We start from the raw sequence: 15538 nt of genomic DNA on the forward strand, positions 1-15538 counted from the left end.
CCATCGGCTGACCTGGCGGGCATAAAAGACGGCGATGCCAGCGTGCAGGTGAGCGTGACCAACGTCAACGGCAACAGCGCGTCTGCGGGCCGCGAGTACAGCGTGGATGCGACCGCACCGTCCGTGACCATAAGTACCCTTGCGGCTGACGATATCCTGAACGCCACGGAAGCGCAGTCAGACCTCGCCATCTCCGGCACCAGTACCGCCGAGGCGGGCCAGACGGTGACCGTGAGCCTGAACGGTAAAAACTACACCACCACCGTAGGCGCTAACGGCAACTGGACGCTGAACGTTCCGGCGGCGGACCTGGCGGGATTAACCGACGGCAGCGTGACCGTCACCGCGAGCGTCAGTGACAAGGCGGGGAACCCGGCGTCGGTTGACCACAACCTGACGGTGGACGTGACCGTGCCTGCGGTGACGATCAACACCATCGCGGGCGATGACGTCATTAACGTGGCTGAACACAATCAGGCACAGATTATCAGCGGCTCCGCCACCGGCGCGGCAGCGGGGGATAAAGTCACCGTCACCATTGGCGGCCAGACTTACACCACCGTGCTGGACGCGGCGGGCAACTGGAGCGTGGGCGTTCCGGCGAGCGTGATTGCCGGCCTCAGCGATGGCAGCGTGACCGTCACTGCGTCAGTGACCGACGCGGCGGGCAATACCGGCAGCGGTACGCACAATGTAACCGTTGATACCGGGCTGCCGTCAGTTGGCTTCGACACCCTCAGCGGCGATAACGTGCTGAATGCGGTGGAGAAAGGCCAGGATCTGAGCGTGAGCGGTACCAGCGCCAACCTGGCGGAAGGCACTCTGATCACAGTGACGCTGAACGGTAAACAATACACGGCGACAACCGCTGCAAATGGAAGCTGGAGCCTGACGGTACCGGCGGCGGATCTGACTGCTCTGGGTGAAGCAAATTACACTCTGAGCGCGACGGCGACTAGCGCGGTGGGTAACAGCGTCAGCAACACCGCAAACCTGCTGGTGGATACCGCGCTGCCAACCGTCACCATCAATACCATTGCGGGTGACAACGTTATCAATGCCTCCGAAGTGGCTGCAGGCCAGACTATTAGCGGTAAAGTCGCCAACGCAGAGGCGGGCAGTAGCGTAACGGTTTCTATCGGTGGGAATGATTACATCGCAACGGTTCAGAGCGATCTGAGCTGGTCCGTTAACGTGCCGTCTGACGTGCTGACGGCGCTGGGGAATGGCGAACTGACCGTTACAGCAACCGTCACTAACAGCCACGGCAATACCGGTTCTGGCGAGCGTGATGTGACTATCGACGCTAATCTACCGGGTCTGCGTGTGGACACCGTGGCGGGCGATGATGTGATCAACAGCATCGAGCACGGTCAAAACCTGATCATCACCGGTTCCAGCGACGGTCTTGCTGTTGGTACCACGCTTACCGTAACGATCAATGGCAAAACCTATGCAGCATCCGTGCTGGCAGACGGCACCTGGAGCGCGGCAATCCCGGCGGCAGATGTCAGCGCCCTGACTGCGGGGACGGTAACCGTCACCGTAGAAGGCCAGAGCACGGCGGGCAACCCGGTGACTATCAGCCATGACGTCACTGTCGACCTGGCGACGGTAGCCATCAGCATCGATGCCATTGCCACCGACGACGTGATCAACGCGGCTGAAAAAGGTGCGGAACTGGTGCTTTCGGGCAGCACGTCCAACGTGGAAGAAAACCAGACCGTAACCATCACCTTTGGCGGCAAGTCTTACACCGCGAAAGTTGATGCCGACGGCAACTGGACGGCAACCGTGCCGCCCGCCGATCTCACCGGACTGAAAGATGGCGACGCCAGCGTGCAGGTGAGTGTCACCAACGTGAACGGCAACATCGCCTCTGCGGGTCGTGAGTACAGCGTGGATGCGACTGCGCCAACCGTGACTATCGATACGGTTGCGGGCGATAACGTGATCAACAGCAGTGAAGCGGGGACGGGTGTCACAATTTCCGGCTCGACAACGGCCGAAGTTGGTCAGACGGTGACCGTGACGCTTGGCGGAAATAGTTATACCGCGCAGGTTCTGCAGGGTGGTATCTGGAGCGTTAACGTGCCAGCGGGTGACCTGACGGCTATGGCGGACAACGGCTACACCGTACAGGTGAGCGTGAGCGATGCGGCAGGTAACACCGGCAGTGCGAATAAAGCGATTACGCTCGACACTACGCCGCCAACCGTCAGCTTTAATATCGTGGCGGGCGATGACGTGATTAACAGTCTGGAGCATACCCAGGCGCAGATTGTCAGCGGGACAGCAACCGGCGCGAACGTCGGCGATAAGCTGGTCATCACCATTGGCTCAAACCAGTACACCACCACCGTTGATGCCAGCGGTAACTGGAGCGTGGGCGTACCGGCCAGCGTGATTTCTGCCCTGACTGACGGCACCGTAACCATCAGCGCAACTATCACCGACAGCGCGGGTAACAGCAGCACCCAGACGCACAATGTAGTGGTGAATACCGCCTCCGTGGCGCTGACCGTCAACACCCTCAGCGGTGATGACGTGATCAACGCGGCGGAAGCGGGCAATGCGCTGGTGATTAATGGCTCCAGCGCGCAGTTTGCCAGCGGCACGCAGGTGACCGTTACCCTGAACGGCAAGAACTACACGGCCACCATTCAAAACGACGGTTCCTGGAGCACAACGGTACCGGCTGCAGACGTGGGCGCACTGGCCGATGGCGCGAGCTATCAAGTCTCTGTTTCGGCGCGGGACAGCGCAGGCAACAGTGCTTCGGCAACGCATGGCATCAGCGTGGATACCACGGCGCCAGTCGTCAGCATTGCCACGATTTCCAGTGATGATGTTCTGAATGCGGCTGAGGTGCAGCAGCCGCTGACCGTACACGGCTCTTCCAGCGCGGAAGCGGGCCAGACGGTGACCGTGACGCTGGGTGGCAAAACCTATACCGCGACGGTCGCAAACGACGGCACATGGACGCTCAATGTTCCGGCAGCCGACCTTGCCAACCTGAGTGAAGGCGCGTTGACCGTCAGCGCGTCGGTGAACGACAAAGCCGGTAACAACGGCCAGACCACGCATACCCTGACGGTTGATACCGTGGCACCAACCGTCACCATCAGCACTGTGGCAGATGATGATATCGTCAACAACGCCGAGCAGTTGGCGGGCCAGACCATCAGTGGTACCACTACGGCGGAACAGGGCCAGACGGTGACGGTCTCCTTCAACGGGCATAGCTATCAGGCGACCGTGGCGGCGAACGGTGCGTGGTCGGTCTTCGTACCGGGCCGTGATTTCCTCGGCCTGACCGATGGGGATTACACCCTCACCGCGACGGTGAGCGATAAGGCGGGCAACCCGGGCAGCGCCACGCACGACGTGACGCTGAGCGGTGACGTGCCGACGATTGCTATTAACACCTTTGCTGAAGATGACATCGTTAGCGCGGCGGAGCACGGTACGCCTCTGGTCGTCAGCGGTACCACCGACGCACCTGCGGGTCAGACAGTGACCATTACGCTCAACGGCAAAACCTACACCGCAACTGTGCAGAATGACGGCACCTGGAGCTACACCGTTGGCAGCGCGGACGTGACAGCGCTGGCAGACGGCGGGTCATATGTGATTCATGCCGTGGTGAGCAATACCATTGGTAACAGCGCCAGCGCCGACCACACCGTGACAGTTGATTTGACCGCACCATCAATGGGGATCGGCATTGATTCGCTGCAAAACGACACCGGCCTGAGTGCGAGTGATTTCATCACTAACGACAGTAAGGTCATCGTTAACGGCTCACTGACCGCACAACTTGGTAATAACGAGAAAGCGCAGATCAGTCTTGATGGCGGTACGACCTGGATTGATCTGACCGTTACTGGTTTGCAATGGCGTTACACCGACGGCCGCACCCTGACAGACGGTACGTACCAGTACCAGGTTCGTGTGATCGACAATGCGGGTAACGTTGGCGCAACGGATAGCCAGGACGTGGTGGTTGACCTGACTGCGCCAGCGGCCACGACCATTACTGTGGATTCCGTTATTCAGGATACCGGACTGTCTGGCAACGACTTTATTACCAGCGACAACCAGATCAGCCTGAAAGGGACGCTCGGCGCGGCGCTGGGCAATGGCGACCACGCGCAGATAAGCCTGAATGGCGGTCTCACATGGACTGACGTCAGCGTCAGTGGTCTGAGCTGGACGTATGTCGATGGCCGTACGCTGGCCGATGGTGATTACAACTATCAACTGCGAGTTATTGATAACGCAGGTAATGTCAGCGCGACCACAAGCCAGGTGGTCACCATTGATACCGTCGTACCTGACGCCAGCAAAACGATCTCTATTGATAGCATCAGCGACGATACCGGCCTGAGCGGCAGCGACTTTATCACTAACGATACCTCGCTGACGCTGCACGGTTCGCTGGGGGCGACTCTGGCCGCTGATGAATACGTTCAGATCAGTATTGATGGCGGTGTGACCTGGCAGAACGTAATTGTGACTGGCAACAGTTGGTACTACGTTGATGGGCGCACGCTGAAAAACGCCACCTACGATTATTATGTGAGGGTAGTGGATGTTGCCGGAAACATCGGTGCTTCCGCGCATCAACAGGTGACCGTTGATACGGTCGCTCCTGACGCGGCTATCACAGTAACAGTGGATAACATTACTGTTGATACTGGCTTCGATAATAATGATTTCCTGACCAGCTCAACGTCATACACTCTGCACGGTACGCTGGGTGCGGAACCTGGCAAAAATGAGTATGTCCAGGTGAGCTTTGATGGTGGGTCTACATGGGCCTACGCCACGGTGAATGGAACAAGCTGGAGCTATACCGATACCCGCACGCTCAGCGATGGCGATCACCGCTATCAGGTTCGCGTGGTGGATCAGGCCGGTAACGTAGGGGCGACGACCTCTCAGGTAGTTACTGTCGATACCGTGGCACCGCAGAATGGCATCACTATTGACAGCATTAGCGAAGATACCGGGCAATCCAGCAGCGACTTCATCACCATGGACACCACGCTGACCATTAACGGTTCTCTGGGCAGCGCGCTGGCAAGCGATGAGCGCGTGCAGATAAGCCTCGACGGCGGCAATACCTGGGTTGACACAACCGTAACTAACCAGCGCTGGAGCTACACTGATACCCGCGATCTGGCTGACGGTGATTACACTTACCAGGTGCGGATCGTCGACCAGGCAGGCAACGTCGGCTCGACCTCTTCGCAGGTGGTGACGGTCGATACCACGCCGCCAGCCACGGTCGGTACAGTCGTCAGCTATACCGACGGAGAAGGCGAACGCCAGGGCAGTTTTGGCGCATCGGTGGCAACAGATGACAGTTCCCCAGTCATTAACGGGACACTTAACCGTGCGCCGGACAATGGCGAGATTGTGCAGTTGTATCGTGATGGTGTGCTGCTGGGATTGGTGACGATGAGCGGTGCCGCCAGTTGGTATTTCCAGGACAGTGGTCTGAATGACGGTAATCACACCTATACGCTGCGTGTCACCGATCTGGCGGGTAACCACACCGATTCAGATAATTTCGTGTTGAAAGTGGACACTCGCATCCCTACTACCACTGTGAGCATCACCGCCCAAACGACAACAGACACTACCCCCATTCTGAGTGGTTTGGTATCGGCGGAACTGACTAACGGCGAGTATCTCGTTATCAACGTGAACGGTAAAACTTACACCTCTGAATCAGGCGGTGCGGTAGTGGTCGATCCGGATAATAACACCTGGTATTTGCAGATCCCCGACAGCGATGCGCTGAGCGTGAAGAATTATGATGTCACCGCACAGGTGAAAAGTAGCGCAGGCAACGGAAATACTGCTGATTTGACCACCGGCAGCCTGGTCGTGGGTAATGAAGCCTCATTGACACCAGCCTGGTCATTTACCGCCGCGAATTATTCCTATTCTTCCAGTTATATGCTGGATTCGGATGGGCTGTGGACGATTATCGCTAATCAGCAGTTCGCCTCGGCGAACTCCAGTAGCCGTAACTCTTACACCGTTTCAGGTAATTTCTCTATGACGGGGAGTTACACCACGGGTACTTACGCAGATATCAACCGCGACGGGCTGGCAGACGTGCTGGCTGAAGGGACAAGTTACTCGTACATGGTGCAGCTAACTAACAATGGTGATGGTACATACACCTCCAGTACGCTGACCAATATGGGCGCTGCGGTGTGGTATGGCGCGGTGGTCGCCATTGATATTCAGGGAGATGGTTACACCGATTTCGTTATTGGCGATGCGGGGGGGCCTGACTCCAGCACCTTCATGCTCAATAACAAAGGTGTGCTGACCGGTAGTTCTAAGTCCGTGGCATACACCAACTTTGTATCAGGCTCGACGGTAGGTAACTACGTCAGCCTGATTGAAGCGTCCGGTGTGGATTTGAATAACGACGGAAAAGTGGATATTGCCCAGCATACGACCAATGGGGTGAACAACTATGCGCTGTCAACCATGTTTAACCAGGGCAATGGTTCTTTCACATGGGGGCAAAATTTTACCAATACCATGTACAGCGGCTATGGTTCTGGCGCGGCTTCCAGTGCGGTAAGTATGACCTGGGCCGACTTTAATGGCGATGGTTACATGGACCTGTATATGAGCATGTCCCGTACCTCCAGCGGAAGCAGCCAGGGCGGCGTGTTAATGCTGAACGATGGTAGCGGTAACCTTCTTGCCGGTACTGCGGTTGGAACAGCGACCACGGATAAGTTTGTGGGTAACGTCAGCGTGGCGGTGGACTGGAACCTCGACGGTAACATGGACATCATCAAACTGGCGAACAGTGGGCAGTCCTATCTTTACACCAACGATGGACTGGCGGGGACAGCAAGTTTTACAGCTTCAAAGTTCAGTACCGCTACGTCAACCCAGGTATCCGGAGCGGCTCTGCTGGATTACGACTGGGATGGTGCACAAGACCTGCTGATTTTCCGTCAAAACGGTACGGTTTTACTGGAGCGTAATACCAATACGGTTGCGCCAGGAACCGCATTGCATTTGAAGATCGTCGACAGCGAAGGCATTAACGCCTTCTTTGGCAACACTGTCCAACTGTACAACTCGGCAGGTCAGTTGGTCGCCAGCGAAATCATCAATGCTCAGTCCGGGATCGGCATAAATGATTCTTCGTCACTCATCAGTTTTTACGGTTTAGACCCCAGTGAAACTTACCGTGCGGTGCTGGTTCGTGCCATTAACGGTGTTTCAAGTAATGCAACCTGGGATGGACTGACGGCAGGAGACGGTAAAGAGAGTTATTCCCTGACGGCTGATGCTGCCACAGGCGGACACCACGGAACCCTGACAGGTACTGGATACAACGATACCTTTATAGCTGAGGCGGGTACTTATACCTACAACGGTTCTGGTGGCTGGACGACAACCTCTGAACACGACACGTGGAGCAGTACAGGCGGCATGGATGTCGTGGATTATCGCCATGCTACTTCCGGTGTAACCGTCGATCTTGGTCGGTCTACGGCCCAGAGTACCGGGTTCGATACCGCGACGCTGGTTAACATTGAAGGGATTAATGGTTCCAACTACAACGACGTTATTACCGGCAACAGCGGCGATAACCAGTTCGAAGGGCGTGGCGGTAATGACACTTTCAATATCGGCAGCGGCGGTCACGATACGTTGCTTTATAAGCTGATCAACGCTTCGGATGCCACGGGGGGCAATGGCAGTGATGTGGTCAACGGCTTTACCGTCGGTACCTGGGAGGGGACGGCGGATACTGACCGTATTGACCTGCGCGATCTGCTTTCCGATAGCGGCTATACCGGCACGGGATCGGCGAGCTATGTGAATGGCGTGGCGACGTTGGACAGTGGGGCGAGCAATCTCACTGACTATATCCGGGTGGTACAAAATGGGAGCAACACTGAGATTCAGATCGACAGAGATGGTACGGGTAGCCAGTTCGACCCGACCACCGTCGTGACGCTTAATGGTGTGCAAACCGATTTGGCCACGTTGTTGGCAAATCATCAATTGTTATTAGCGTAATCAAATGAGCTGCGAGGGGAGAAACTCTCGCAGCTATTCATTTCTTTACATAAAAATTGATAACAAACAGAAAAATAAAGATTTTTTTCATTTTTATTAGGATTCTGTTCGTATTGATATATCAATTAAATGACATAATTTCGATGCGTGACAATGTTGTTGGATAGGAAGTAGCACTATGAAGACTCATCCGCTTTATGAGCCATGGTTACAAGCCATGCTTATTATTGCGAAACATTACCGGCTTGATTTTTCGTTAGAACATGTCCGGGTGGTGATTAATCACGAAAGCCAGTCACCGCGTCAACTGGTCCTCGAAGATATGGCTCGCCATTTGGGATTAGGATTGAGGAAAGTTTCGGTGAATGCCGAATTACTCGATCCCTGGCGTTTGCCGTTGATTGCTGAGTTTACTGGCGGTCAAATTGCAGTTATCAACCGGATGGATAAAGAGGGGAATGTTAGTCTTCAATTCAGCGGTGATAGCGGTCTCGAAACAGTATTAACGCGAGAGGAGCTTGCGACGCGCCTGCTAGGGGGGTTCGTGCTTCGCCCTCTTGAGTCAACGCCGGACGCACGCGTTGATGACTATATCAAACCTTATGAGAAAAACTGGTTCTGGCAGCTGGCGCTGAAAGACTGGCGCCGTTATGGCGATATCATGCTGGTGGCGATGATCGCGAATGTACTGGCGCTTTCAGGCATGGTGTTTTCTATGCAGGTGTACGATCGCGTAGTACCGTCACAGTCGGAAGCAACTCTATGGGTCCTCTTTGGTGGGGTCATGGTGGCTATTACCTTTGAGTTCATCATGCGTATGCTACGCGTCCATCTTTCAGATGTAATTGGTAAACGCGCAGACCTGCGGATCTCTGAACGCGTATTTGCTCATGCTCTGAGAATTAAAAATGGTGCGCGGTCAAAATCCACGGGCTCTTTCATCGCTCAAATCCGCGAGCTGGAATCAGTGCGAGAGTTGATTACCTCCACGACTATTGCGGCAATTTCCGATCTCCCCTTTTTCCTGTTGTTCGTTTTTATCCTCTGGATGATCGGCGGGCCGCTTGTGCTGGTGGTATTGCTGGCCGTTCCGCTGCTGCTAATTCCTGGACTGCTGGTACAACGTCCATTAGGACGGCTCTCCAGCGAAGGGATGCGCGAGTCGGCGATTCGTAACGCCACATTGGTAGAGGCGGTACAGGGCCTTGAAGATATCAAACTGATGCGTGCTGAGCAGCGTTTTCAAAATCAGTGGAATAACACCAATGATGTCGCCGCTAATGTGGCGATGAAACAGCGTTGGCTAACGGGGTTACTCCTGACCTGGACCCAGGAGGTTCAATCCATCGTTTATGCTGTGGTGCTGCTGATAGGTTGTTATCTGGTGATTAGTGGAGATATGACTACCGGCGCGTTAGTGGGTACCTCTATCCTTGCATCGCGCACAATTGCTCCACTTTCGCAAATTTCCGGCGTGCTTTCACGCTGGCAGTCAGCGAAAGTTGCACGCAAAGGGCTTGATGATCTGATGCAACGGCCAATTGACGATCCGCAATCCGGCAAGAAAGTCCATAAAGCCCATCTGCGTGGAAATTACGTCATGGAAGATGTGAGTTTCTATTACGATGAGGAAGAAAAACTTGATGTATTAAATATATCACGTCTCCAAATTCAAGCCGGGGAACGTATTGCCCTGCTGGGACGTAACGGCTCAGGAAAAAGTACGCTTCTGCAACTTCTTGCGGGTATGCAGGAACCCCAGCAAGGTTCCATCTTACTTGACGATATCTCACTCAATCATCTTGATCCTGCTGATTTACGCCGGGACATGCAGCTACTCAGCCAGCAGGCTCGTCTGTTCTTTGGCTCAGTGCGCGACAATATTATAATGGGCAATCCCTTAGCGACTGATGAGGAGATCCATCAGGCGCTGGCGATAACAGGAGCATTGGATTTCGTTCGTAAACAGAAAATGGGTCTGAATTACATTGTAAATGAAGGCGGGGCTGGTCTGTCTGGCGGTCAGCGACAGGCGCTATTGCTCACTCGCGCACTCTTAACATCACCTAATATTTTGCTGCTTGATGAACCGACGGCCTGGCTAGACGAGGTGAGTGAGAAACAGTTTATCGGCAGTCTGAAAGGCTGGTTGGGAAAAACGCGCACACTCATTGTCGCTACACACCGCTTACCTATCCTTGAACTGGTTGACCGCATCATTGTGCTGGATAACGGCCGAATTGTTATGGATGGACCACGAGATAGCATTCTTCGTGAACATGGTATGGCTCCACAAAAAGCGGGCCAACGTACGGTAACAATGAAAAAAGCCACTTCTCAAAAAACGGTAGTTAATGAGGAGGGCGTATGAGCGATTTCAGTCGTTTTAATAGTCGTCTTCAGGAACCCCATCTTCCTCGCTCGAGTCTGGTGGTATGGAGCGTGGTGTCTATGCTTGTTGTTTTCATCGCATGGGCGGGGTGGTTTCAACTTGATGAAGTTACAACCGGAAGCGGTAAAGTAGTGCCTTCTTCACATGAGCAGGTTATCCAGTCGCTGGAAGGTGGAATCATCCATAAATTGCTTGTTCAGGAAGGCGACATCGTTGAACGCGGGCAGCAGGTTGCGCAACTGGATCGCACAAAAACAGAATCCAGTGTTCTGGAAAGTGAATCCCGGTTAAATGCGGCGCTGGCAACTGCTTCACGTTTGACTGCCGAAGTGAATGGTACAGAACTTACTTTTCCGGCTGAACTGGATGATGATGTCGACCTGGTCAGACAAGAGACAGCACTTTTTACTTCACGCCGCGAAAGTCTGGAAAAGGGGGTTGCTGGATTGCGTCAGGGGATGGCGTTGATTCAAAGAGAGTTGGCTCTCACCCAGCCTTTGGTAAAGCAGGGCGCTGCCAGTAATGTGGAAGTTCTTCGTCTGCAACGGCAAAAGAACGAATTAGATAATAAAGTGACAGAAATGCAGAATCAATACGTTGTGCGCGCACGCGAAGAATTAGCTAAAGCGAATGCCGAAATTGAAGCGCAACGTTCTGTAATGAAAGGCCGTGAGGATTCATTAACCCGACTGACTTTCAATGCACCGGTGAGAAGTATTGTTAAAGATATCGATGTGACGACAGTCGGTGGTGTTATTCCGCCGAATGGAAAACTGATGACTCTGGTTCCACTGGATGACCAAATGGTTATTGAAGCAAAAATCTCTCCCAGAGATGTTGCATTCATTCACCCAGGACAGAAAGCGTTAGTTAAAATTACCGCTTATGATTATTCTATTTATGGTGGTCTGCAGGGTGAAGTGACGATGATTTCACCGGATACAATCCAGGATGATGTAAAACGTGATGTCTATTTTTATCGTGTCTATATCAGAACAAACACTAATCATCTTGAAAATAAGCAGGGTAAAGAGTTTCCTATATTTCCTGGCATGATTGCAACTGTAGATATAAAAACAGGTAGTAAATCGATTCTTGATTATTTGTTAAAGCCATTGAACAAAGCAAAAGAGGCGTTACGCGAAAGATAAAAAAAAGCGATCGACGCAAATCGATCGCTTGTAACTTACCACAAGCTAGCACGAAAGAATGGGGGGTGATTTAACTATTTTTCAGGATGTATATTCAGATAGTGCATGACATAAGCAAAATACAGACCTGCATAGTTTTCGACAAGCTGAATAAATGAAGGATAAATCTCAATCAATCCGTCTGCTCTTTCTCTCAGGTAACCAGTGTCCTGGGCAACCTTTATAATCCTGCTGACATGAATCCGTGACACAAAGAATTCTTTGGCCAGTACATTTGATGAATAATTAATGACTGCACCACGACTGGTCAGTTTTTCTATAGCTTGCAAGTAAAGATAAAGCATAATCATTCGCCCACCATCTTTTTCAATAAATATCCCGACTTCAGGCAGGATTTTTTTGAAGGTTACTCCGCGAAAAAGATATTGGGATGCGCGTTTGAAAAAATCATACCGTGGCGCTTCATCATCCAGTGAATCTACTGAAATATTATATTCAGGGTAGAGCAGATTCAACGGCGAAAACGCGCCAGACATATATCTTTTAAGTTCATCGATTCCTTTTTGCGTTGGCGTGATCAGGATTTTCCTTCTGTCTTCCTGGCTACGCCATGTTTTAATTCTGTTCGTTGTTTTTAATAGCGTAATGATTGCAATAACGCTATTAGGACTGGCGATTTGATATCTGGAGCAGAGCTCTTTAATCTCTGATATACATGATGCCTGGTTACCAAAAACAAAACAACACATTGAGAGTGCGATGTTGAATCTTGATTCCTGAAGCATTACTTTGTAGAACAAAGGTTGTTTCTTATAAATTTTATCATTGATTTGATAGTGTTCTCTTATGGCTTCTTTAAATTTAGGGTTAGCTTTTATAAGGTTTCTTCGATGAAGCAATGCCTCTGGGGAAATTTTTGTTTCCATATGGTAGCCCCTATGTTTAATTATTTAAATAACGTTGGTATATTGGTCCTTTCAGATGGTTAGTCGCCACTTATTATACATTGAGAATAATAATAATACTTTTAATATCTAATCATATTCTGATCATAAGGTGATATTTTATACGGGAAACACGAAGTCTGGTATGCTAACTTTCCAAAAATGGGCTGTAGATTATTGGGTTTATTTTGCAGCGAAATAAGATCAGAAATGTACATGGCAAATAATGATAAATGATGTGATCTTTATTATCTTTTATACTAAGGGTTAAAGGTAATGGATTTTTTTGATGTTTTTTGTTGATAATTGTGTGGTCCTCTTGTTTTATATTTGTTATGCTTGAATTAAGTTTTAAAGCATTGCTTTGTTACATTTATTAGAAAAAGGTAACATTTTTATTATTGGGTAGATTCCTGGTCAATTTTTCATTATAACTATTATTATAGGGAATGAATATGATTTGTAATTCATCTTTTCCTTCAATTAAAAAATATAATCACTATTATATCATCTCTTGTTGTAGTTATGCTTGTGAAGGCGCCACAGCACTTTTCATGCATGAGAGTGAGGCACCTAAGAGAATATCCTGTGACCAGGAGTATCTCTCCGGTGATGAATTGCTATTGTTTCCAGAGAGTGGTGAAGTATGCATTTTTGTGTATCTGAATGGTAATATTGATACTATTCTTAGTGCGCTGAAAAAAACAGCGAGTATTATTTGCAACACAAAGTGTAGTTCATCAGTATATATTATTTCTGATTTTCCTCCTGCATGGGTTAGCTTTATTTTAAGCCCGCTGATTAATAATGAAACCCTTTTGTCAAAAGTTTTTTGCACGGATGCTAATTTATCCTGTGAACAGCTCCTGAGTCAGGACTTTATCAGAGTTGAGTCAATTCTCAGTGAAGGGATTAAATATAAAAACAGAAAAATCAAGAGGTTATCTTTAAGGGAGTTGGCTGTCGCCATCCGTTACTACCGAGGAGAGACAGTGAAAAATTTTTCTCAAACTTTGGGACTCCCGGCAAAGTCTGTATACGTCTATAGAAGAAATGGTGTGGCTAAGCTTACAGCGCTTAAGCAATGGCTAAATAATGAACGTGCTAAACAAAGTTTCAAATAATATGAATGCCTGGTGTCACACCATGGTCCTGTTTGTTTTGTCTACAAATTCAGATTCTATCAATTTTTTTATCTGAGATGATAGAGCGCTGGGCTTGTAATCACGATTATATATGCACCAAAAATAATATCAGATAGATATTATTTTTGTGAATCCCCTACGTCCATTACCGGAGCGTAATGATTTTTCACGCTGAGATCCCGTAGGAATAAATCTGACGGCCTGCAGATCATAGAACAATCGCTGGCGTTGCTTCCGTTCACCCGACGACAGATTATTCTTCAAAGTATTCATGTATGAGCCGGCAGAAGCCGGGGCCATCAACGTACCGATCGATAAACTGCATGACATCATCGCCCTGCACTTTACGCGAACGCTGGCAGCGAGATGAACAGGACTCGGAGGCAATAACTTTCCTGACCCAAATGGCACCCAAAGAAAAAGGACCTGCGATTTCTCGCAAGTCCTTGAAGTTTGGTGGCCCCTGCTGGACTTGAACCAGCGACCAAGCGATTATGAGTCCCAACCTAAACTCATATAAAACAATAAATTACTATTTTTTCAATGAGTTGCACCTTCGAATAGTGGAGGATTTTAAAGTATAGTGACTAGGTGTGCTGCCATTTTGCTGCCACTTCTTGATAACCCTCAATCAAGCAACTGAGAGAGCTGTGTTTTGAACATTCTTTGGGACTTAAAGTTGTTGTCCTCATCAAATAAGACATGACAATCATGAGTAGACTTCAATGGAAATAAGTCTTCAGGTATTTCTTTTAAATTGAATGGTGCAAGGTATCTGTGGTGAAAATCAGAGTAAGAATAGTATCTTTTGAAGGTAAGTTGTTCTGCTGACGGTCCCTGAGCGATGTTTGCGGAGCCGCTAATGGACTCGACATAATCTTCCGATACCCCACAGTATATCTTAGCGTGCGAATTTGTGTTTTTGATAGCCGAGGTTATAGCTTTCGGAGTAAAGTCAAACTTTTCAAGGGTTTTATAATCCAGATATTCAGTTGTAACTGCTTTTTTAAAGCTGTTTAAGGTTTGTGTCTTGGTTACAATACTTAATTTTGGTGAGTGGCTTTGTGATAGTATTTCCTTCCATAAATTTAATGTCTTATCAGCAGGAGATTTATAATAGCCAACATACGGGAATATTAAATAAGTTTTATCAAAGAAAAGTTCCCATCTGACTATTATTTTCTTTAAGATTTCAAGTGAGTCACTTTTTGTTAGAGTGCCATCAATCTTGTCATTTAGATCTTGGGTATTAGTTATGTTTGCGAGTAAGAAATCGTCTGATGTGAAGCTACAATGATTGTAGTCTTTATAAAATAAGGCTTTATGCTCTTTTCCGCAAGAGCACTTGAAATTGATTGCTACGAGTGCTTTTTCAGGTAGGAATCCGTAACCTTTGATGTCAATTATTGTATAATTATGTATTTCACTAGCAAAATCATAGAATTTTATATCCATTTCTTGGTGGGCCATTAACTCTAGATTATCATCACAAGTTTCACAATTGTACAATGATATTGTATTTGAATTATAACTCGGAGCGTCTTTAAATATGTCTCCGTTATATTCAAACATTGTATCTATTTCTGTGAGATAAGATGGGGCCTCGCAACTGTAATCTAGAGCGTAATCTTTTTTAGCACCACTAATAATATATGATTCTTCTGGGTTGAGGCACGAAATGCTTAATTCTTCACCGCAGGCATCGCATGTACAGACCATTTCTCCGTCATCATTATCAACAGGAAAAATTGTTACGTGATACTCTATAACTTCTTCACAATGAGGACAGCAGCCTTTGTATTTTCTTTTGTTAAAATACACTTATGTTTT

At 49.5% G+C, this 15538-nt stretch carries 6 protein-coding genes and 1 pseudogene; 4 read left to right on the forward strand and 3 right to left on the reverse strand.

The genetic code is table 11. From position 1 onward, the window contains the following. From OGV77_RS11945 to OGV77_RS11955, 3 genes are all read left to right on the forward strand, one after another. Nucleotides 1–8076, forward strand: an 8076-nt coding sequence (locus OGV77_RS11945) for an Ig-like domain-containing protein (RefSeq protein ID WP_286502672.1), incomplete at its 5' end; no start/stop codon positions are given. A 178-nt stretch (nt 8077–8254) separates the two neighbouring features. After that, a complete protein-coding gene (locus OGV77_RS11950) occupies nt 8255–10447 on the forward strand; it encodes a type I secretion system permease/ATPase (RefSeq protein WP_075145610.1) in 2193 nt (730 codons plus the stop codon). Then, nucleotides 10444–11619 (forward strand): HlyD family type I secretion periplasmic adaptor subunit, encoded by a 1176-nt coding sequence (locus tag OGV77_RS11955; RefSeq protein ID WP_032950253.1) that lies wholly within the window; start codon nt 10444–10446, stop codon nt 11617–11619. Before OGV77_RS11950 ends, OGV77_RS11955 begins: the two co-directional genes overlap by 4 nt. A gap of 74 nt (nt 11620–11693) precedes the next feature. On the opposite strand, the gene OGV77_RS11960 is transcribed toward OGV77_RS11955, so the two are convergent. After that, nucleotides 11694–12545: a hypothetical protein gene (locus OGV77_RS11960; RefSeq protein WP_032950251.1), complete on the reverse strand. Its 852-nt coding sequence runs from the start codon at nt 12543–12545 to the stop codon at nt 11694–11696. A 473-nt stretch (nt 12546–13018) separates the two neighbouring features. Between OGV77_RS11960 and OGV77_RS11965 the strand changes: the two genes are divergently transcribed. After that, nucleotides 13019–13687, forward strand: a complete 669-nt coding sequence (locus OGV77_RS11965; protein ID WP_141110911.1) for a hypothetical protein — start codon at nt 13019–13021, stop codon at nt 13685–13687. 475 nt (nt 13688–14162) lie between these two features. Here OGV77_RS11965 and OGV77_RS11970 read toward each other — a convergent pair. Both OGV77_RS11970 and OGV77_RS11975 read right to left on the reverse strand, forming a co-directional pair. Beyond that, nucleotides 14163–14309 (reverse strand): annotated as a pseudogene (locus tag OGV77_RS11970). Nucleotides 14310–14335: 26 nt separating this feature from the next. After that, nucleotides 14336–15529, reverse strand: coding sequence for a hypothetical protein (locus OGV77_RS11975; RefSeq protein WP_023298670.1), 1194 nt, complete (start codon nt 15527–15529; stop codon nt 14336–14338). Nucleotides 15530–15538: the final 9 nt, after the last annotated feature.

The organism is Citrobacter sp. Ce129, from assembly GCF_030334545.1.
GTDB lineage: Bacteria > Pseudomonadota > Gammaproteobacteria > Enterobacterales > Enterobacteriaceae > Citrobacter > Citrobacter europaeus.